Annotated in this window: 24 protein-coding genes; 10 read left to right on the forward strand and 14 right to left on the reverse strand. The window is 67.0% G+C overall.

Annotated elements, in window-relative coordinates; translation table 11 throughout:
* Window position 1: 1 nt before the first annotated feature.
* Window positions 2-730 (reverse strand): alpha/beta fold hydrolase, encoded by a 729-nt coding sequence (locus ACH2CY_RS09280; RefSeq protein WP_395018381.1) that lies wholly within the window; start codon window positions 728-730, stop codon window positions 2-4.
* 132 nt (window positions 731-862) lie between these two features.
* Here ACH2CY_RS09280 and ACH2CY_RS09285 point away from each other — a divergent pair, with 132 nt between their 5' ends.
* Window positions 863-1,420, forward strand: a complete 558-nt coding sequence (locus ACH2CY_RS09285) for a methylated-DNA--[protein]-cysteine S-methyltransferase (protein WP_395018383.1) — start codon at window positions 863-865, stop codon at window positions 1,418-1,420.
* Between the two features lie 88 nt (window positions 1,421-1,508).
* Here ACH2CY_RS09285 and ACH2CY_RS09290 read toward each other — a convergent pair whose 3' ends face one another.
* Window positions 1,509-2,330 carry an MBL fold metallo-hydrolase gene (locus tag ACH2CY_RS09290; protein WP_395018384.1) on the reverse strand — a complete coding sequence of 274 codons (822 nt, stop codon included), beginning with the start codon at window positions 2,328-2,330 and terminating at the stop codon, window positions 1,509-1,511.
* A gap of 135 nt (window positions 2,331-2,465) precedes the next feature.
* On the opposite strand from ACH2CY_RS09290, the gene ACH2CY_RS09295 reads away from it, so the two are divergent.
* A complete protein-coding gene (locus tag ACH2CY_RS09295; protein ID WP_395018386.1) occupies window positions 2,466-3,086 on the forward strand; it encodes a TetR/AcrR family transcriptional regulator in 621 nt (206 codons plus the stop codon).
* Here the strand turns inward: ACH2CY_RS09295 and ACH2CY_RS09300 are convergent.
* Window positions 3,070-3,822: a MauE/DoxX family redox-associated membrane protein gene (locus ACH2CY_RS09300; protein WP_395018388.1), complete on the reverse strand. Its 753-nt coding sequence runs from the start codon at window positions 3,820-3,822 to the stop codon at window positions 3,070-3,072. The genes ACH2CY_RS09295 and ACH2CY_RS09300 overlap by 17 nt on opposite strands.
* Window positions 3,823-3,954: 132 nt before the next feature.
* Here ACH2CY_RS09300 and ACH2CY_RS09305 point away from each other — a divergent pair, with 132 nt between their 5' ends.
* The gene (locus ACH2CY_RS09305) at window positions 3,955-4,314 is read left to right on the forward strand and encodes a DUF1428 domain-containing protein (protein WP_395018390.1); all 360 of its coding nucleotides are present in this window, start codon (window positions 3,955-3,957) and stop codon (window positions 4,312-4,314) included.
* 5 nt (window positions 4,315-4,319) lie between these two features.
* Here ACH2CY_RS09305 and ACH2CY_RS09310 read toward each other — a convergent pair whose 3' ends face one another.
* Window positions 4,320-4,742, reverse strand: coding sequence for a GFA family protein (locus tag ACH2CY_RS09310; RefSeq protein ID WP_395018392.1), 423 nt, complete (start codon window positions 4,740-4,742; stop codon window positions 4,320-4,322).
* Window positions 4,743-4,846: 104 nt separating this feature from the next.
* On the opposite strand from ACH2CY_RS09310, the gene ACH2CY_RS09315 reads away from it, so the two are divergent.
* On the forward strand, window positions 4,847-5,410 hold the full coding sequence (locus ACH2CY_RS09315; protein ID WP_395018394.1) for a methylated-DNA--[protein]-cysteine S-methyltransferase: 564 nt from the start codon (window positions 4,847-4,849) through the stop codon (window positions 5,408-5,410).
* Here ACH2CY_RS09315 and ACH2CY_RS09320 read toward each other — a convergent pair whose 3' ends face one another.
* Window positions 5,411-6,421, reverse strand: coding sequence for a GlxA family transcriptional regulator (locus tag ACH2CY_RS09320; protein ID WP_395018396.1), 1,011 nt, complete (start codon window positions 6,419-6,421; stop codon window positions 5,411-5,413).
* A gap of 184 nt (window positions 6,422-6,605) precedes the next feature.
* On the opposite strand from ACH2CY_RS09320, the gene ACH2CY_RS09325 reads away from it, so the two are divergent.
* From ACH2CY_RS09325 to yghU, 4 genes are all read left to right on the forward strand, one after another.
* Complete coding sequence (locus tag ACH2CY_RS09325; protein WP_395018398.1) at window positions 6,606-7,679, forward strand: class I SAM-dependent methyltransferase; 1,074 nt, start codon at window positions 6,606-6,608, stop codon at window positions 7,677-7,679.
* Between the two features lie 90 nt (window positions 7,680-7,769).
* On the forward strand, window positions 7,770-8,339 hold the full coding sequence (locus tag ACH2CY_RS09330) for a TetR/AcrR family transcriptional regulator (protein ID WP_395018400.1): 570 nt from the start codon (window positions 7,770-7,772) through the stop codon (window positions 8,337-8,339).
* Complete coding sequence (locus tag ACH2CY_RS09335) at window positions 8,336-8,935, forward strand: DNA-3-methyladenine glycosylase I (RefSeq protein WP_395018402.1); 600 nt, start codon at window positions 8,336-8,338, stop codon at window positions 8,933-8,935. The genes ACH2CY_RS09330 and ACH2CY_RS09335 overlap by 4 nt, the downstream gene beginning before the upstream one ends.
* 44 nt (window positions 8,936-8,979) lie before the next feature.
* Entirely contained in the window at window positions 8,980-9,858 is an 879-nt protein-coding gene (yghU, locus tag ACH2CY_RS09340; protein WP_395018404.1) for a glutathione-dependent disulfide-bond oxidoreductase, read from the forward strand.
* Window position 9,859: 1 nt separating this feature from the next.
* Here the strand turns inward: yghU and ybaK are convergent, their stop codons facing one another.
* The 4 genes from ybaK to ACH2CY_RS09360 form a co-directional block, all read right to left on the reverse strand.
* Window positions 9,860-10,333 carry a Cys-tRNA(Pro) deacylase gene (gene ybaK / locus ACH2CY_RS09345; protein ID WP_395018406.1) on the reverse strand — a complete coding sequence of 158 codons (474 nt, stop codon included), beginning with the start codon at window positions 10,331-10,333 and terminating at the stop codon, window positions 9,860-9,862.
* An 18-nt stretch (window positions 10,334-10,351) separates the two neighbouring features.
* Complete coding sequence (locus ACH2CY_RS09350; protein WP_395018407.1) at window positions 10,352-11,626, reverse strand: hypothetical protein; 1,275 nt, start codon at window positions 11,624-11,626, stop codon at window positions 10,352-10,354.
* 84 nt (window positions 11,627-11,710) lie between these two features.
* On the reverse strand, window positions 11,711-11,938 hold the full coding sequence (locus ACH2CY_RS09355) for a hypothetical protein (protein WP_395018409.1): 228 nt from the start codon (window positions 11,936-11,938) through the stop codon (window positions 11,711-11,713).
* A 21-nt stretch (window positions 11,939-11,959) separates the two neighbouring features.
* The gene (locus ACH2CY_RS09360; RefSeq protein WP_395018411.1) at window positions 11,960-12,724 is read right to left on the reverse strand and encodes a DUF899 domain-containing protein; all 765 of its coding nucleotides are present in this window, start codon (window positions 12,722-12,724) and stop codon (window positions 11,960-11,962) included.
* Window positions 12,725-12,828: 104 nt separating this feature from the next.
* Between ACH2CY_RS09360 and ACH2CY_RS09365 the strand changes: the two genes are divergently transcribed.
* Together ACH2CY_RS09365 and ACH2CY_RS09370 are read left to right on the forward strand one after the other, a co-directional pair.
* Window positions 12,829-14,046 (forward strand): hypothetical protein, encoded by a 1,218-nt coding sequence (locus ACH2CY_RS09365; RefSeq protein ID WP_395018413.1) that lies wholly within the window; start codon window positions 12,829-12,831, stop codon window positions 14,044-14,046.
* Between the two features lie 34 nt (window positions 14,047-14,080).
* Window positions 14,081-14,719: a PQQ-binding-like beta-propeller repeat protein gene (locus ACH2CY_RS09370; RefSeq protein WP_395018415.1), complete on the forward strand. Its 639-nt coding sequence runs from the start codon at window positions 14,081-14,083 to the stop codon at window positions 14,717-14,719.
* A 32-nt stretch (window positions 14,720-14,751) separates the two neighbouring features.
* Here ACH2CY_RS09370 and ACH2CY_RS09375 read toward each other — a convergent pair whose 3' ends face one another.
* The 5 genes from ACH2CY_RS09375 to ACH2CY_RS09395 all read right to left on the reverse strand — a co-directional run bounded on the left by ACH2CY_RS09375 (window position 14,752) and on the right by ACH2CY_RS09395 (window position 17,803).
* Window positions 14,752-15,546: a DUF1194 domain-containing protein gene (locus tag ACH2CY_RS09375; protein ID WP_395018416.1), complete on the reverse strand. Its 795-nt coding sequence runs from the start codon at window positions 15,544-15,546 to the stop codon at window positions 14,752-14,754.
* 12 nt (window positions 15,547-15,558) lie between these two features.
* Window positions 15,559-15,924: an MmcQ/YjbR family DNA-binding protein gene (locus tag ACH2CY_RS09380; protein ID WP_395018417.1), complete on the reverse strand. Its 366-nt coding sequence runs from the start codon at window positions 15,922-15,924 to the stop codon at window positions 15,559-15,561.
* On the reverse strand, window positions 15,924-16,322 hold the full coding sequence (locus tag ACH2CY_RS09385; protein ID WP_395018419.1) for a DUF4345 domain-containing protein: 399 nt from the start codon (window positions 16,320-16,322) through the stop codon (window positions 15,924-15,926). Before ACH2CY_RS09385 ends, ACH2CY_RS09380 begins: the two co-directional genes overlap by 1 nt.
* 157 nt (window positions 16,323-16,479) lie before the next feature.
* Window positions 16,480-16,830, reverse strand: coding sequence for an ArsC family reductase (locus ACH2CY_RS09390; protein ID WP_395018421.1), 351 nt, complete (start codon window positions 16,828-16,830; stop codon window positions 16,480-16,482).
* 76 nt (window positions 16,831-16,906) lie between these two features.
* Window positions 16,907-17,803 (reverse strand): DMT family transporter, encoded by an 897-nt coding sequence (locus ACH2CY_RS09395; RefSeq protein ID WP_395018422.1) that lies wholly within the window; start codon window positions 17,801-17,803, stop codon window positions 16,907-16,909.
* Window positions 17,804-17,879 lie beyond the last annotated feature (76 nt).

Raw genomic sequence — 17,879 nt, forward strand, 5'->3', positions numbered from 1 at the left:
CTCAAGGCGCCGGCAGCGACTCCAGCGGTTCCTTGCTGCATTTGCAGCCCGCATCGATCGAGCGCGGCAGCGCCGGCGCGGCGCAGGCGTGGCTTCCGTCATCCTCCGCCGCACCGCAAGCCGCCGGCTTCATCCCCGCCGCTTCCAGGATCAACCCGGCGACCGCGCGCGGATGCGCCGCCATCCGGTCCAGCACGATCGTCTTCGCCTTCATCCGCGCGGCATAGAAGCGCTGCAGCGCCGCCGGCAGGGCCGCATCCTGCGACGCGACGGCATAGAAGCGCGGCTTCTTGGCCAAGGCCGCGGCATCGATCGGAGCGGCGGCTGACATCCGCTGGACGGCTTCGGCCGGCACGGCAAACCTCGCGGCGAGCGCATTGAAATCCTTGCCGGCTTCTTGTGCCGAGGCGGCCAGATAGACCAGCGCCGCGACCCGGGGATCGCTGCCGATTGCCTGCAGGGCCGTGCCGTTCCAGCCGGCGCCGACCAGAACCGTGGGGCCGTCTTCCAAGGCCCATCGCGTTTCAGCGGCGGAAACATCGGCGGTGGGCTGCAACAGTTGGATGCGCAGTCCGGCCGCCTCGAGCAACGGAATGGCCGGTGACCAAAGCGCCAGGTCGGTTCCATCGGTCAGCAGCAGAAATTTGGTCGCCGGAGTTTCCGCGCGCGCCGCACCCGCGTCCATGACGAGCGCGACGATAGCGAGAGCGGCGAGCCAAGTGGTCCGCATCCGGCGTTTCCCTGATACCTGCCGCCATCCCATCACCAAATCCCGCGCGAGTGCAAGAACCGGAGTGCCGCCATCGACGCCGCGGTCCCATCTTCCGCGCATCACAAGATTATGAGAATAAGGAGTGCCCCCATGGAGCTCATCGCCATGCCGAAGCAGCCGCTGGTTTTCGCCCTGTCGCGTCTCGAAACGCCGATCGGCGTCGCGCTGATCGCGACCGACGATCAGGGCCGGTTGCGCGTCCTCGACTGGGCGGACCACAAAGCCCGGATGCAAACCGGCCTCGCGCGGATCTATCGCGCCTCGGGCGGCGTGAAGCTCGACCAGAGCATCGCCGCGGCCTGGCCGGTCATGGACGGGCTGAAGGCCTTCTTCGCCGGCGATCTCGAAGCCATCGATGCCATCCCGGTCGAGAGCGCCGGCACGCCGTTCCAGCGCAAGGTCTGGGCGGTGTTGCGCAAGATCCCCGCGGGCAAGACCTGGACCTATACCCAGCTCGCCGCCCGCGCCGGCAAGCCGGAAGCGATCCGCGCCGCCGGCGCCGCCAACGGCTTGAACCCGATCAGCGTCGTCGTGCCCTGCCACCGCGTGATCGGCCGCGACGGCTCGCTGACCGGCTATGGCGGCGGCCTTCACCGCAAGGAATGGCTGCTCACCCACGAAGGCGTGAAGCTGAAGAGCGCCGCCTAAGCCCTCCCCCATCTTTGGGGGAGGCCCCGCGGACGAATGTCCGCATTCGCGGACGGGTGGTGGGGGTGCCGCAGACTCGCTGCTGGAATTAAGCCGCCAGTGCGAAGGGCGCCAGCGCCGGCTCGGTATTCGCCGGATCCTGCAGCAGCGCGCCATGGCAATAGATCTCGGCGATCGGGCCGGTCAGCGTCGAAGCGCGGCCCTCGAGCACCGGCAGATGCGCCGAGACGATATGCGCCGGCGCCAGGCGGTCGATCGCCGCGAGGCCGCGGCCGAGTGCGGCGCGGTCGGCGCCCTTCAGCCAGGGCGAATCGATCCCGGACCAGGTCATCATGCCGTTGCGGAAGTCCGCCGCGGCGACATCCTCGACCGAATCGACCGGGGCGGGCAGCACCGCGCCGAAGCAATCCACCGTGTAGAGCAGCGACGCCGCCGGATCGAAGAAGCCCATCGTCTCCGAGGCGTCGTAATAGAGCGGGCGCACCGTGTGCAGGCGGCGGCCGCCGGCCTCGAACACCGAGCCCGGCTCCAGGAACTGCACCCGGCTCATGTCGAAGCCGAGCAGGCCGAGCTTGGCCATGCCGAGATAGCCGGTCACCACCTTGGCCTTCGGCGCCCGGTCCAGTACCTTCTGCAGCGCGCCGATGTGATCGACGTCGGCATGGCTGATCCAGATCCAGGCGATCTCCGCGGGATCGATCTCCTGCTCCAGCTGCGCCACGAAGGCATCGCCCAGCGGCGCGATGCCGGTATCGACCAGCACCGGCTCCCGGCCCTTCAGCAGCAGGGAATTGATCGCGATCGCACCCAGGCCGGGCAGCGGCGCCCAGGCGTTGAACATCGTCCAGTCGCTGCCGAGCCGGCGCGGCGCGGTCAGGATCGGGGCGGTCAGGGCTTCATTGGTCGACATCGGGCAGGTTTCCTCTCGGGTCTGGATTATCGATTATTTGGGTGAACAGCCTTGTTTCGTGAAAATCGTGTAGCGGTGCGGGGCGGGGCTGGTCAACAATCCAGTGAACGACTATGTTCACTGAATGAGGTGGTCGTGACGAAGCGCACAAAAAAGCGGTCCTATCGATTGTCGGCCCGGGCGGAATCCCAGGCGGAGACGAGGCAGCGCATCGTCGAGGCCGCGGTCGCGCTGCACGAGAAGCTCGGTCCGGCCCACACGCCGATGAGCGCCATCGCCGAGCGGGCCGGGGTGCAGCGCCTGACCCTCTACCGACATTTCCCCGACGAGGCCGCGATGTTCGCCGCCTGCACCGCGCATTGGGGCGCGCGGCACCCCTTGCCCGACGCCGGCCTCTGGGACGGGATCAAGGACCCGGCCGCCCGCGCCGCGGCGGCGCTCGCCGCGCATTTCGACTACTACGCAGGGACACGCGGCATGTGGGCGGTGGTCTATCGCGACGTCGGCCTGGTGAAGCCGATCCAGCCGGTGCTGGCCGAGGTGGAAGAGCATCTGGATGCGGTCGCCGCGTCCCTCGCCGCTGCCTTTCGGTGGAAAGGCGCTGCGGCCCGCCAGCTTGGCGTGACCTTGCGCCATGCGCTCGCCTATTCGACCTGGCGCAGCCTGGAGGCGGGCGGATTGGATACGGCGGCGAAGGTTTCGCTGGTCTCGGGCTGGCTGGCCGGCCTCCCTGCGGCGTTCAAGCCCAGGTCCTGAACGCCATCCAGCCTGCCATCGCCACCATCATGACATTCTCGGTCAGCGACACGAAGCCGAGCGGCACCTTGCTGCCGCCGCCGACGCAGGCGCATTTCAGCGCGCGCCTTTCGACATAGACCGCGTTGATCACCGAGATGGCGCCGATCGTGCCGATGCAGGCCGCGACCGGGGCGGAGATCCAGGTCAAGGCGCCGGCCGCCATCAGCACCCCGGCCAGGCCCTCGCCGAACGGATAGAGATAAGCATAGCGCACCCAGCGCTGCGCCAGCAGGTCGTAGCCCAGGAACATGTTGGAGAAGCTCTCGAGATCCTGCAGCTTCAAGAGCGCCAGGATGCACATCGAGAAGGCGACGAACCACTCGGCGGTGCGAAGGGTCAGCACATCGCCCAGGCTGGCCCAGCTTCCCGCCAGGGCCATGGCGAGCGCCATGCCGAACACCGCGACCACCGGTTGGTAGCTGGTGGCCTTGGGATCCGGCACCGGCTTGCCGAAATGCCGGCGCAGGTCATCGTAGCCACCGACCCGCTCCCCGGCGATGAAGGTCTGCGGGGTGGTCTTCACCTGCTGCTCCGCCATGAAGGCGTCGGTCTCCGCGCGGCTCCGCAGCCGGTGATCCTCGACCGCGTAGCCTTCGCGCCGCAGCAGGTCGCGCGACTTCAGCCCGAACGGGCAGATATGCTCCGGCGTAACCATGCGATAGAGCGCCGCGCGCTTGATGCTGGCTTCGCTCATTTGCGTCTCCGGCACGTTGCATCCTCTCGGAGAACCACCGTGCGCATCGGACGTTGCCCTTGCCTGCGCCCTCGGGAACCCTTCGTGTCCAGTCCCATTTAAGTTGGACGTAACCCGAAACAGGGAGGCAGCATGTCCTACGTCGATGGATTCGTGCTCGCGGTGCCGAAAGCCAATAAGGAGGCCTACCGCAAGATGGCGGCGATGGCCTGGCCGCTGTTCAAGGAGTTCGGCGCGCTCCGCCATATGGAAGCCTGGGCCGACGACGTGCCGGACGGCAAGGTCACCGACTTCCGCCGCGCGGTGCAGGCCAAGGACGACGAGACCGTGGTCTTCTCCTGGATCGAATACCCGTCCAAGGAAGTCCGCGACGCAGCCAACAAGAAGATCATGACCGACCCGCGCATGAAGGAATGGGGCGAGCAGATGCCCTTCGACGGCAAGCGCATGATCTACGGCGGCTTCGCGCCGATCCTCGACGAGAAGAAGTAGGCGGCTCAGTCCGCCTTGATCGGCGCCGGCTGTCCGGCGATCTGCGGCAGGTTTGGATCGATGCTGGCCCAGCTCGGCGCGCTGCTCACCCAGATGGTCGAGCTCGGCTTGGCGATCTCCGGATCGTCGAGCGCGCCGGCGCGGATGAAGACCAGGTTCGGCCGCGATTCCGCCTGGCTGAACAGCGGGGTGCCGCAGACCGGGCAGAACTTCCGGTGCATCTTGTTGCCGCTGTCGGCGCTGCTCTCATAGTCGCTCAGCGCGCCGGCCACGGTGACCGCGGAGGACTTGAACGCCGCGCCGACCGCCGGCCCGCCGGCACCGAGCTTCTGGCAAACCTTGCACCAGCAGACCCGGCCGGTGATCGGACCCTCCGAGACCGTGAAGCGCACCGCGCCGCAGAGACATCCGCCGGTGATCATGACCATGCTCCCGCATCCTTTCGCTTCCAGGCCGGATTTCAGCAAGAATCGGAGCGCGTTTCCAGTCGGGCGGCCCCATGTCATACTCCAAGGATTGAAGGATTCGCGCCATGACTCAAGCGTCGCATCATTACGCCGTTTTCGAGACTGCGGCCGGTTTCTGCGCCATCGGCTGGACGCCGGCCGGGATCGCCCGTTTCCAGCTCCCGGACCGGGACGCCGCCATGGCGGAGCGCAACATGCTGCGCCGTTTCCCGGCCGCGCGCCCGGGCACGCCGCCGCCCGCCGTCGCCGACGCGATCGGCGCCGCGCAGCGCTACTTCGCCGGCGAAGCGGTCGACTTCACCGACATCGCGCTCGACCTTGATGGCCAGGACGAATTCTTCAGCCGGATCTATGCCGCGCTCCGCACCGTCGGCTATGGCCAGGTTACGACCTACGGCAGCCTGGCGAAGGAACTCGGCGCCGGACCGGAAGCGGCGCGCGCCGTCGGCCAGGCCATGGCGAAGAATCCGGTGCCGCTGATCATCCCCTGCCATCGCGTGCTCGCGGCCGGCAACAAGGTGGGCGGCTTCTCCGCGCCGGGCGGCGCGGATTCGAAAGTGAAGATGCTGGCGCTGGAAGGCGTCGACCTCAGCCCGCCGCCGCCGGCTCAGCAATCGCTCGGCTTCTAGCTAGACCGTCTTCTTCTTTGACCGCGCGTAATCCGGGATTCGGAAGCGCCGCCGATAGCTGCCCGGCGTCAGGCCGGTGACCCGCTTGAACAGGCGGCGGAAGAAAGCCGGCTCCTCATAGCCGACCTGCCAGCCGATCTCATCGACCGGGCTCTCGGTCCGCTCCAGCCGGCGCTTGGCATCCTCGATCCGCAGCCGCTGCACATAGGCGATCGGGCTCAACCCGGTCGCGGCGGTGAAGCGCCGCTTGAAGGTGCGCTCGGCAAGCCCCGCGCGCTTCACCATCTCCTCGATCGGGTTGACCACCGAGAAATGCGTGGCGACCCAGTCCTGCGCGGTCTGGATCGCGCGGTCGCCGTGATCGGTGCGCCCTTCGAACACGATATAGGGGGCGAGCCCGTCCTGATGCCATTGCAAAGCGAAGCTGCGGGCGACGGTCTGCGCCGCGGTGGCGCCGGCATGCCGGCTGATCAGGTAGAGCACCATGTCGTGCCAGGTCATCGAGGCGCCCGAGGTGATCAGCTCCTCGTTCTTCCCCGCGATCACCAGCACGCGCTCAGGATGGCTCGGCACTCTCGGGAAGGTCTCGGCGAAGGTGCGGGCATAGCCGAAATGCACCGTCGTCTCCATGCCGTCGAACAGGCCGGTCTCCGCCAGCAGGAAGATCCCCGAGCAGGCGGAGCAGAGCAGGGCGCCCTGGGCATGCATCGCCTTGAACCAAGCGACCAGCTCCGGATAGCGCCCCTGCTCCCAGCCGTTCGGGCTGATGAACAGCGACGGTACGATGATGATGTCGGTTGTCGTCACCGCATCGATGCCGCGCTCCACCATGACCGGCACGCGGCTGGCGAGATCGAGCGGGCCGGCTTCGCGCCCGACCACCTCGACGGTGAAGGGTGCAGGCGCCAGCAGCCCGGGCGTCTCCTTGGGCAGCACCGAGAAGGCGTTCATCACGTCGAAGATCCCGCTCAAGGTCGAGATAGCGCATTCGGGCACGGCGACCAGGCTCACATGGAGCGGCTGCTGTCCTGGCGCGGGTATGGCTGAGCGGGTCATGGCGGCGGCGAAACTGGCACAAACGACCCCATTCTGGACAGTCCCGCTCTGCCGTCGCGGCGTGACCGCCGTCATTCTCCGGTGCGACGCAGAGTCCCCCACGGGTCAACCCCTGCGGTCGAGAAACGGAGAGAATTGCATGGATACAATCGAAGTTGCGGCCATCAACCCCCAGAAGCTCGAAGCGCTGATGGGCCGCGTGATCAACGACATTTCCGCCGGCTATGGCGGCGTCATGGTCAGCCTCGGCTACAAGCTCGGCCTCTACAAGGCGATGGCCGGGGCCGGGCCGATGACCGCGCGCGATCTCGCCGGCCGTGCCGCCTGTGCCGAGCGCTATGTGCGCGAATGGCTGGGCTCGCAGGTCGCCGGCGGCTATGTGAACTACCACGCCATCAGCGACACCTATGAGCTCACGCCGGAACAGGCCTTCGTGCTCGCCGACGAGGAGAGCCCGGCCTTCATTCCGCTGGCCTGGCAGGTCCCGGCCTCGATGTGGGCGGACGAGGCCAAGGCGGTCGAAGCCTTCAGGACCGGCAAGGGCATTCCCTGGGGCGATCACGATCATCGCCTCTACTGCGGCGTCGCCGGTTTCTATCGCAACGGCTACCGCGCCAGCCTGGTCCAGCAATGGCTCCCGGCGCTCACCGGCGTCACCGCAAAGCTGCAGGCCGGCGCGGTGGTCGCCGATGTCGGCTGCGGCCACGGCCATTCCACCAACCTGATGGCGGCGGCCTTCCCGAACTCGAAGTTCCGCGGCTTCGATGCGCATGCGGAATCGGTGCTGGAAGCCAACCAGGCGGCGGTGAAGGCCGGCGTCGAGCGGCAGGTGAGCTTCGCCAAGGCGAAAGCCGACGACTATCCGGGGAAGTATGATCTGATCTGCTTCTTCGACTGCCTGCATGACATGGGCGATCCGGTCGCTGCCGCCACCCATGCCAGGAAGGCGCTGGCGCCGGAAGGCACGGTCATGCTGGTCGAGCCCTTTGCCAACGACCGGGTCGAGGACAACATCTCGCCCGTGGGGCGGATGTATTACGCCGCCTCGACCATGATCTGCACCGCCCATGCGATCTCCGAAGGCGGCCGCTTGGTGCTCGGCGCCCAGGCCGGCGAGGCGCGGCTGGCCGAGGTCTTCCGCAAGGCCGGCTTCTCGCAGTTCCGCCGCGCGGTCGAGACGCCGTTCAACCTGGTTTTAGAGGCCCGGGTCTGATCGGCGCCCAACTGATCGGCTCTTGACGGCGCTTGGACGCTTGTCCTAGTCTCCGGGCTAGGACGAGCGTCCAAGTTGCTGCAGGAGCCGATGCCCGAAGAGACCACCACCCGCGCTGAGATCGTCGCCGCCGCCGATAATCTCTTCTACCGGCAGGGCTACGCGCATACCTCTTTCGCCGATATCGCCGCGGTGGTGGAGATTTCGCGCGGCAATTTCTATCACCACTTCAAATCCAAGGACGAGATCCTCGACGCCGTGATCGAGGCGCGGCTCGCCAAGACCGCGCGCATGCTCGAGCGCTGGGAGCGCGCGGCCGAAGGGCCGGCAGAAAGCATCCGCAGCTTCATCAATATCCTCGTCGCCAACCGCGGCGACATCAAGCGCTACGGCTGCCCGGTCGGCACCCTGACCGCGGAGCTCGCCAAGCTCGACCATCCGTCACAACCGGACGCCGGCCGGCTGTTCGGCCTGTTCCGCGCCTGGCTCGCCAAGCATTTCGCCGCGCTCGGCCGCAAGGCCGATGCCGACGCGCTGGCGCTGCATCTCCTGGCGCGCAGCCAGGGCGTCGCGTCGCTGGCCAATGCCTTCCACGACGAAGCCTTCATCCGCCGCGAAGTGCGCCTGATGGAGGAATGGCTGGAGCAAGAGATTTCATGAGCACGGTCAGGGGAGCCGACGGGAAGCTGCGCTGCCGCTGGGCTGGATCGGCGCCGGAATTCCCGCATTACCACGACAACGAGTGGGGCTATCCGGTCGATGACGACTTCCGCCTGTTCGAGAAGCTTTGCCTGGAAGGATTTCAGTCCGGCCTCTCCTGGCGCACCATTCTGGCCAAGCGCGAGAATTTCCGTGCCGCCTTCAAGGGCTTCGACTTCAACCAAGTCGCCCGCTTCACCGCGCGCGATGTCGAGCGCCTGCTGAAGAACGAAGGCATCATCCGCCATCGGGGCAAGATCGAGGCCGCCATCAACAACGCGCATCGCGCGCGGGAAATGGTGAAGGCGGAAGGCTCGCTCGCCGCCTTCCTCTGGCGCTATGAAGCTGACAAGTCCGCCAAGCCTTCGACCGCCGCGACCTCCGCCGAATCCATCGCGCTTTCGAAGGAGCTGAAGAAACGCGGCTGGAAATTCGTCGGCCCGACCACGATCTATGCCTTCATGCAGGCCATGGGCCTGGTCAATGACCATGTCGAGGACTGTGTTATTCGCCCCAAGGTCGAGCGCGCACGCAAGGCCTTCAAGCGTCCCCGTTGAGTCTCTATTCTCCCAACAAATTCCTTTAGTGCTGGAGATTTCCCATGAGTGAGACTGCCGCCTACACGCCGCCGAAAGTCTGGACCTGGAACAAGCCCAATGGCGGCGAGTTCGCCAGCACCAACCGGCCGATCGCCGGTGCCACCCACGAGAAGGTGCTGCCGGTCGGCAAGCATCCGCTGCAGCTCTATTCGCTGGCGACGCCGAACGGCCAGAAGGTCACGATCCTGCTCGAGGAGCTGCTCGCCGCGGGCCACAAGGGCGCCGAGTATGATGCCTGGCTGATCAGGATCAACGGCGACCAGTTCGGCAGCGGCTTCGTCGAGGTCAACCCGAACTCGAAGATCCCGGCGCTGATGGACCGCAGCGGACCGAAGCCGATCCGCGTCTTCGAATCCGGCGCGATCCTGCTCTATCTCGCCGAGAAGTTCGGCGCCTTCGTGCCGGCGGCGACGGCGCCGGAACGCGCGGAAGTCCTCTCCTGGCTGTTCTGGCAGATGGGTAGCGCGCCCTTCCTCGGCGGCGGGTTCGGCCACTTCTTCTCCTACGCGCCGGTCAAGATCGAATACGCGATCGACCGCTATGCCATGGAGACGAAGCGCCAGCTCGACGTGCTCGACAAGCAGCTGGCGAAGACCGAATACATCGCCGGCGACAAATATACGATCGCCGACATGGCGATCCTGCCCTGGTACGGCGGCGTCGCGAAGGGCTACTCCTATACCGGCGCCTCGGAGTTCCTGAGCGCGCATGAATACAAGCACCTCAACCGCTGGGCCGACATGCTCTATGCCCGTCCCGCGGTGAAGCGCGGCCGCATGGTCAACCGGATGTCGGGCGAGCCCAAGGACCAGCTCCACGAGCGTCACGACGCCAAGGACTTCGAGACCAAGACCCAGGACAAGCTGCAGCCCGCAACCTAGCTCACGCCACCAGCGGCGCGACGATTGCGTTCAACGCGGTCGCCGCGTCGCCGGGCTTCATCCGCACCTGCAAGCCCCGCTGCCCGCCGTTCATGTAGACCAGGTCGTGCGCCATCGCCTCGGCCTCGATCGCCACCCGCGGCGGCTTCATCTGGCCGAAGGCGCTGATCCCGCCGACCTTGTAGCCGGAGATCCGCTCGGCGTCGGCGGGCTTCATCATCTGCGCCGTCTTGCCGCCAAAGGCCGCGGCCAGCTTCTTCATCGAGACTTCCTTGTCCGACGGCAGGATCACGCAGACCGGCTTGCCATCGACCAGCGCCATCAGCGTCTTCAGCACGCGCGCCGGTAACTCACCTAGTGCCTCGGCCGCCTGTATGCCGACCTTATCCGCGTCGGGATCATAGTCGTAAGTGTGGGTGGTGAAGGCGACCTTTGCCTGCTCCAGCGCCTTGGTCGCGCGCGTCGCTTTCGACATCCGATTCCACCAAGCCGGTTATGTCTTTGTCAGCGTGACCGAATCGACAATTGCCTCGGCGAGATTGCGCCATTTCTCATCCGCCATCCAGATCTTGACCAAGCAAAGGTGTTCTGGTCCTCGCAGGGATGGCGTCCGCACCACGGCATCCAGCACAAATCCCTTGCCGTCATCGGCGGGGTAGAAGCCGCGATCCCTTGCAACCTCACCGGGGGCGAGTGCCTCGCCCCCGTGATCCGCGCCGGGACTGAGAATGCCGTCCGAGACCTGTACCCTGAAGGCGCCGTTCCCGACGGCACAGCCTCCGGGTTCGGTGGATTCAAGAACGAGGCTGCCGGGTACGCTCACGGACCACCCGTTCATCGTGATCGGGACGTTGCGGCGACGATATCCGATGCCCTTTGAATGAGGGAATTCGGGCGCCTCCGGACCGACCAGTGTCAAGATCTCGCTGATGACACTGAGCGAAACGGGTAATCGGTGTCCGTGCCGCATCGCTTCACTCAGGCAGTTGAGGACATTGGCAATCAAGGTTCCCTCGCTGCGCTCGAACAGCTTCGCCCAACGCATGCGTCGCCACATCAATTCGAGTGCGACTCCGCGATAGAAGGTGCCCTCGAAACCCTGGCCCCACCATGGGAAGAAATCGGCTGCCGCGGCTGCTAACGAATCGCCCTCGAGCGCCGACCACTGCTCGACTTCCTCGAACGACCTCGGCCCGAAGTTGGTCAGGATCTCGTTTCCGTCCCCTTCCCAAGCCGCGCCGATAGGTATGCCGAGGTAGGCTGCTGGTGTTCCGGCGACTCTGGGGCGGATTCGCCCTTCGACGACCTGGCGGCAGCGGTTCCTGAAGAAGCGTGCCATCTCATGCTGCAGGCCGGAGAAATCGCGAGTCCGGGCGTAGCCGGTTTGGTCATCGCTTGTCCCGACGTAGTCCCATTTCAAGCCGAGCTTGGCCTGCACCGCATCCATGCAAGCGATGACGAAGGCGTGATATCCGGGACCCGTAAGGCTCGTGATTGCACTGAAACGAATGATGCTGACACGAAGGGTGATCCTGTCGGCAAGAATCTCCACCGGCATGGCGTTCGGATGCAGCGTCACACGGAATCCGTCCCACCCGCTCAACTTTGCCGGCTTCGCCGTGGCGAACGGCTGCAGAGGCGTGCCCCTTGTGGCCTCGATGAAGGCGTTGGCTATGGCTTCAAGCGGTATGACTGTCGAAGACAGGAATCCCGTCTTCACGCTTGGGTTAGCAATGGCCTGAATCTCCAGGAACTCGCGCTTATCCATTCGGAACTGTTGTCGTGCCCCGCCCCAAGCGTAACATCGTCAGTTCAGTTCAGACCGCAGACCGACGCAAGTAATAAATACAACTCAGCGTGGTCGGGAAGCCAGCCTCAGCCATGGCGCCAGATGGAACGCCGCCATCAGTCCATACATCAGGCCCATCCCGCCCCAGGACGACGCCGCGTGCATGCAGAGCATGTCCGGCGCGGCGCCGCCGCTGGTAAAGGCGAGGAGCCCGAAGACCGGCGCCGCGGCGAAGCGGAGAACATCCGCCGCTTGCGACGGCAGGTCCTTGTCGAGCAAATGCGAGCTCATCTGACGGGCTCCTCCCGGGCGTCACGCCTTCCCGTACTCGTCGTGACGCTTCCACCAGATGCCCTGCTCGTTGCGGCCCTTCGGCGCGCGGTCGAGGAACTGGTACATGCCCCAGATCCCATCGACCCCGCGGGCATAGGCGGAATAGGTGTGATGGACCACTCCGTTCTCGAGCACGAAGGTGGAGAGGCCTGGCCGGTCGCGGGTATAGGTCGGCGCGTCGGTGCCGCAGCTCGCCGCGAATTGTCGGACCGGCTCCGGATACTGCGCCGCGTCCATCGCATGGCCGCCGCGCTTGTAGTTGTATTCGATGGTGCCGGCCTGCCGCTGCTGGTCGGTGAACCAGACGTTGAAGTCGGCGTTGAAGTCGCTCCCCGCCGAGGAGGCCCAGGGGAATTCCCAGCCCATCCGCTTCTTGTAGCCCGAGAGCTTGGCGAGCGGCGCCCGCGACACCGCCCAGAGCATCACGTCATGATGGCTGAGATGCGGGATCACGGCGTCGAATCCGTCGGCGATCGCCGAGCAGGACGGGCAGCCCGCGGTGTAGTCGGGGCCGAACATGAAATGATAGACCATCAGCTGCGAGCGGCCCTGGAACAGCTCCTTCAGCGATGCCGGGCCCGCCTCGGTCTCGAACACATAGTCCTTCTCGACCCGGACCCAGGGCAAAGCCTGGCGGAGTTCCGCGACCGCGTCGCTGCGGTGGGTCAGGTCCTTCTCGGCCGCCAGCAGGTCGAGCCGCGCCTGCAGCCATTTCTCCCGTGAAGCCGTGGCATGGGTGGTCATGATGGTCGCTCCTTGGTTGGTGTTTCCGGTGCGCTAGACTTAAGCTCCGGCCATAGCGACCTGGGAGTGACAAGTGTGGCGGGATTTCACCCGATGGATGCCAGATGGACTCGCTGATCACCGCCGCGGCGCGGGCGCTGGCATCCGGTGACCCGATCGCGGCGCTGAACCGGATCGCCTTGCGCGACGACGCGGCGGCGCTGGCCTTGCGCGGCATCGCCATGGCGCAGCTCGGCGATCTCGAGCGCGCGCGGCTGCTGGTGAAGAAGGCCGGCCGCGCCTTCGGGCCGCGCGAATCCCTGGCCCGCGCCCGCTGCGTGCTGGCGGAGGCGGAGATCGCCTTCGTCTGCCGCGATCTCGGCTGGCCGGCCAAGGCGCTGGACGCGGCGCGGGCGACCCTGGAGCAGCATGGCGACCGCGCCAATGCCGCGCATGCCCTGCATCTCGAGGTCCGCCGTCTCCTGCTGCTGGGTCATCTGGCCGAGGCCGAAAGCAAGCTCGCCGCGCTGGAACCGGCGCGCCTGCCGCCGGCCTTGCGCGCCGGGCATGAACTCGTCGCCGCCGGCATCGCGATGCGGCGGCTGCGCGCGAAACCCGCCCGGGCCGCGCTCGCCCGCGCCAGACGCGCCGCCGAGGCCGCGCGCATCCCCGGCCTGATCGCCGAGGTCGAGCGCGCCACGGAGATCCTGAACGCACCCGCGGCGCGGTTGATCGCCGGCGGGAAAGAACGGCTGCTGCGCCTCGCCGAGGTCGAGGCTCTGCAGGCTGCGCAGGCGCTGGTGATCGACGCCTGCCGCTATCTGGTCCGCGACCCGCGCCAGTCGGTGATGCTGACGCGACGCCCGGTGCTGTTCGCGCTGGCCCAGGCCCTGGCCGAGGCTTGGCCCGGCGATCTTTCGCGCGATGCGCTGGTGGCCCGTGCCTTCAATGCCAAACGCGCCGACGAATCGCACCGCGCCCGGCTGCGCGTCGAGATCGGACGCCTGCGCGCGGTGCTGTGGCCGCTGGCGCAGGTGACCGCGACCCGGGACGGCTTCGCGCTCGCGCCGCGCGCCCGCGACGTGCTCGTGCTGGCCCGGCCGGTCGAGGAGAAGCATGCCGCGGTGCTGGCCTTCCTGGCCGACGGCGAATCCTGGTCGAGCTCGGCCCTGGCCTTGGCGCTCGGCGCCAGCCAGCGCAAGGTGCAGCGTGCGCTGGAGGACCTCGCCGCTTCCGGCAAGGTGCAATCCTTCGGCCGCGGCCGCGCCCAGCGCTGGACCACGCCGCCGGTTCCGGGATTCGCGACCACCTTGTTACTCCCGGCGCCGCTCGCCGATGCTTAGCTTGGCTGTGAACACGATGGCATAGGAGAGCAGCATGACCAGGACCGCCGCCAAGATCATCCGCGAATACGGGCCCTTCGAAGGTATCAACGAAGTGGCCGGCGTCACCTTCGACGGCCGGAACGTCTGGTTCGCTTCCGGCGACAAATTGAACGCGCTCGATCCCGAAAGCGGCCGGCCGCTGCGCGCGCTCGACGTTCCGGCCCATGCCGGCACCGCCTTCGACGGCACCCATCTCTACCAGATCGCCGAGAAGCGGATTCAGAAGATCGACCCCGCGACCGGCCGCGTGCTCTCGACCATTCCCTCGCCGGGCGACGGCAAGGATTCCGGCATGGCCTGGGCCGAGGGCACGCTCTGGGTCGGGCAATACCACGACCGCAAGATCCACCAGGTCGACCCCGCGACCGGCAAGGTCCTGCGGACCATCGAATCCAACCGCTACGTGACCGGCGTCTCCTGGGTCGACGGCGAGCTCTGGCACGCCACCTGGGAAGGCGACGAGAGCGAGCTCCGCCGGATCGATCCCAAGACCGGCAAGGTCGAGGAAGCGCTGGTGATGCCGGAAGGCAGTTTCATCTCCGGCCTGGAATCCGACGGCAAGGACCGCTTCTTCTGCGGCGGCGCCCGCAGCGGCAAGCTCCGCGCGGTGAAGCGGCCCAAGCGCGGCTAGCGCAATTCCTTCATCAGCGCGCCTGACGATCGCTATTCCTGCATCCACTGCCGCCGCAGCTTCTCGCCGATCATGCAGTCGCTGCGGCCGGCAGCTTGAATGGTGGTGGCGGGCAGCAACGGCGATGCCGGCGTGGCCCCGGCGATTTCCAGCACCAGCTTGCGCCGGATCGCCTCGGCGAACTGGTCGGCGGAGCGCACCACGATGGTGAAGGCGCCGGCGCCGCCGATCACGCAATCCCGGTAATAGACGTCGAGATCGGCGATCGCGGCGAAGCCGCCGGGCGCCTTGATCATGATCGGCAGGCCGTTGATGGTGATGCCTTTGCGAATGACCGCCGCGCGGGCCAGCTCGATCGGCATCCCCATGTTGTTCGGCCCGTCGCCGGAGACGTCGATCACCCGCCGCGTCGCCTGGACGCCGTTGTCGTCGAACCGGGTCGCGCTGAACACGATCCCGTCGGCGATGGCGGTGCCGCGATAGCCCTGGATCGGCGCCGCCGCCAATGCTGCGGCGAAATCCCCGGCGGCCGCCGCGCCGTCGATCACCCGCCAGTCGACCAGCACATACTGCACCGCCGGCCCGGCCCATTCGATGTAGGAGAGCGCGATCTTCCTGCGCGCGCCGCTGCCGATCGCGGCGATGACGTCCGGATGGGTGAGCGCCGCGCGATAGCCGTCGCGCTGCAGCTGCTGCTCGTCGGGATCCATCGAGCGGGAGACATCGACCGCCAGGATCAACTCGAGATCGACCGCGATGTCCTGGGCCGCGGCCGGCGCTGCCGCGAAAAGGCTGCAGAGAGCCAACACGCACACAGATCGCCGCATCGCCTTGCCTCCTCAGTCTCCCACGGGCAGCCCCAGCGCGATCCGCTTCTTCTTCGACAAGCCGCGCGCCACGATCGCATGCGACTGCCGGATATAGTCCTTGAGCTCCTGGTCGCTGAGCCCCGGCGTATCGTAATGCTGGATCCACTTCATCCCGCGCGAGGCGAGATAGGGCGCCGGCCGGCAGCCCGGCGTTGCTTTCAACATCTCCCAGGCGATGTCGTTGACCTTGAAGGTGAAGGCCGGGTGGTCATCATGCCAGCCGCCGATCGCGAACACCTTGCCGCCGACCTTCCAGACATGCGCGCCGCCCCATTGCACCACATGGGTCGTGGCGGCGAGCTTCTTGCAGAAGGCGTTGTATTGCGCATAGGTCATCACGACAGGAACCGCCCGCCGGCGCGCCGCGCCACCCGCCATTGCCAGACGGTGAGCAGCGGCGTCACCAAGAGCTCCATCGCCAGCGCGCCCAGCATGACCGGCGAGGGCACCCCGATCGCGAACAGCGACAGCAGCCGCCCGACGCCGCCGATCACCACGATCATGCTGAGCAGGGTGAACTGCACCCGCTTGCGCTCGATCCCGGGGATAGACGCGGCATAGCCCAGCCCGATCCCGAGCAGCAGCCCGGAGAGATAACGGAAATGACTGTCGAGGTCGCGCCCGTCTCCGGCGTCACCGACCAGCGCCGGCCCCAGCACCAGGCCCGCGCCGCCGGCCGCGATCGGCACCAGGCAGCAGACCGCGACCGCCAACTGCAGCAGCCGCTTGCTCATCTGTCTGCCCGCGTGTCGCATCCGTCCGTTCCCTGTCGACCAGCCCGCAGTTTATGACAGCGCCCGCATGATTTCCCTCCCCCAAGATGGGGGAGGGCTAGGGAGGGGGTTGATGCAGCCTGAGCATTTCAGACTGCGCAAAGAGGTTGATCCAGCCCTACCTGCCGAACACCGCGGCGTAGCGCTCCGGCTTGAAGCCGATCTCGATCTCCCCGCCGGTCTCGACCACCGGCCGCTTGATCATCGACGGCTGCGCCAGCATCAGCGCGACCGCCTTGGCCTCGGTGAGGTTCGCCCGCTCGCCTTCCGGCAGCTTCCGGAACGTGGTCCCGGCGCGGTTCAGCACCGTCTCCCAGCCCGCCGCCTTGCACCACTTCTGCAGCGCGGCCTTGGCCACGCCTTCCTTCTTGTAGTCGTGGAAGTCATAGGCGACGCCGTGCTTGTCCAGCCAGGTGAAGGCCTTCTTCATCGTGTCGCAATTCTTGATGCCGTAGATCCTCGCGGCCAATCTTCGACTCCCACGCAATTCCTGAAGAATATGGGAGGATGAAAGCAGCAGCCGGGCGGGGATGTCGAGTCCCGCCTTACCGCCGCTCCGCGAAGCCGATGGCGACCACGATCACCGCGATGCCGGCGAGCTGTGCTACGCTCAGCGTCTGGCCGAAATACCACCAGTCGATCAGGATCGCGACCGCCGGATAAATAAATTGCAGCACCGCAATCCGCCCGGCGGCCAGCCGCGCCGTACCCTCATAAATGAGGGCATAGGCCAGCCCGGTATGGATCAGCCCCAGCCCCGCCAGCCAGGCCCAGGACAATCCCCATGCCGGCCATCCCGCCTGCACGGGCCAGGGGGCGAGTGCCAGGGTCCCGATCGCGCATTGCCACCAGGCCAGCTGGCCGATCGGCAATGTACCCAGCTGCCGGGCGATGACCGTGACCCCGGCGGTGCAGCAGGCGCCGACCAGGCAGGCGGCGATGCCGAGCCCGTAGCCGGAGCCCGCCGCGCTTCCCGAATGCTCCAGCACGCCGGCCGCGAGCACCAGCCCGACGATCGCGGCGGAGACCGCCCCGATCTGCCGCGCGCCGATCCGCTCGCGCAGCCAGGCGGCGCTCAGCACCAGCACCCAGAGTGGCTGCAGGTGAAACAGCACCACCGCAACGCCGGTCGAGGTCCGCGCGATCGCAAAGAAGAACAACCCCCAGGCCGCCACCATCAGCACCGCCGCGGCGACGACCCAAGGCATGTCGCGACGCCCCGGCAGCAGCGCCCGCCGCCGCCGGCGCGCGATCATCCAGACCGTCAACCCGATGAGGCCAAAGGCGCAGCGAAACCAGGTCGTGGTAACCGCATCCGTGCCGGCCCCGGCGACAAAGACGCCGATCGTGCCGAGCAAAACCCCGCCCAGCACGAAAGCCGCCAACCCGCTGCCGCGCGGCGTGGCCGCTTGGGATGCCAGGCAGGCTGAGGAATTGCTCATGCGCTCTTCTTCCCCCTCCCCCTTCAGGGGGAGGGTAGGGGTGGGGGGTGCGTCCCGCAAACCATGCCCTCGACAC

It is taken from the genome of Dongia sp. (assembly GCF_041905885.1).
In the GTDB taxonomy this organism is placed as follows: Bacteria; Pseudomonadota; Alphaproteobacteria; order Dongiales; family Dongiaceae; genus Dongia.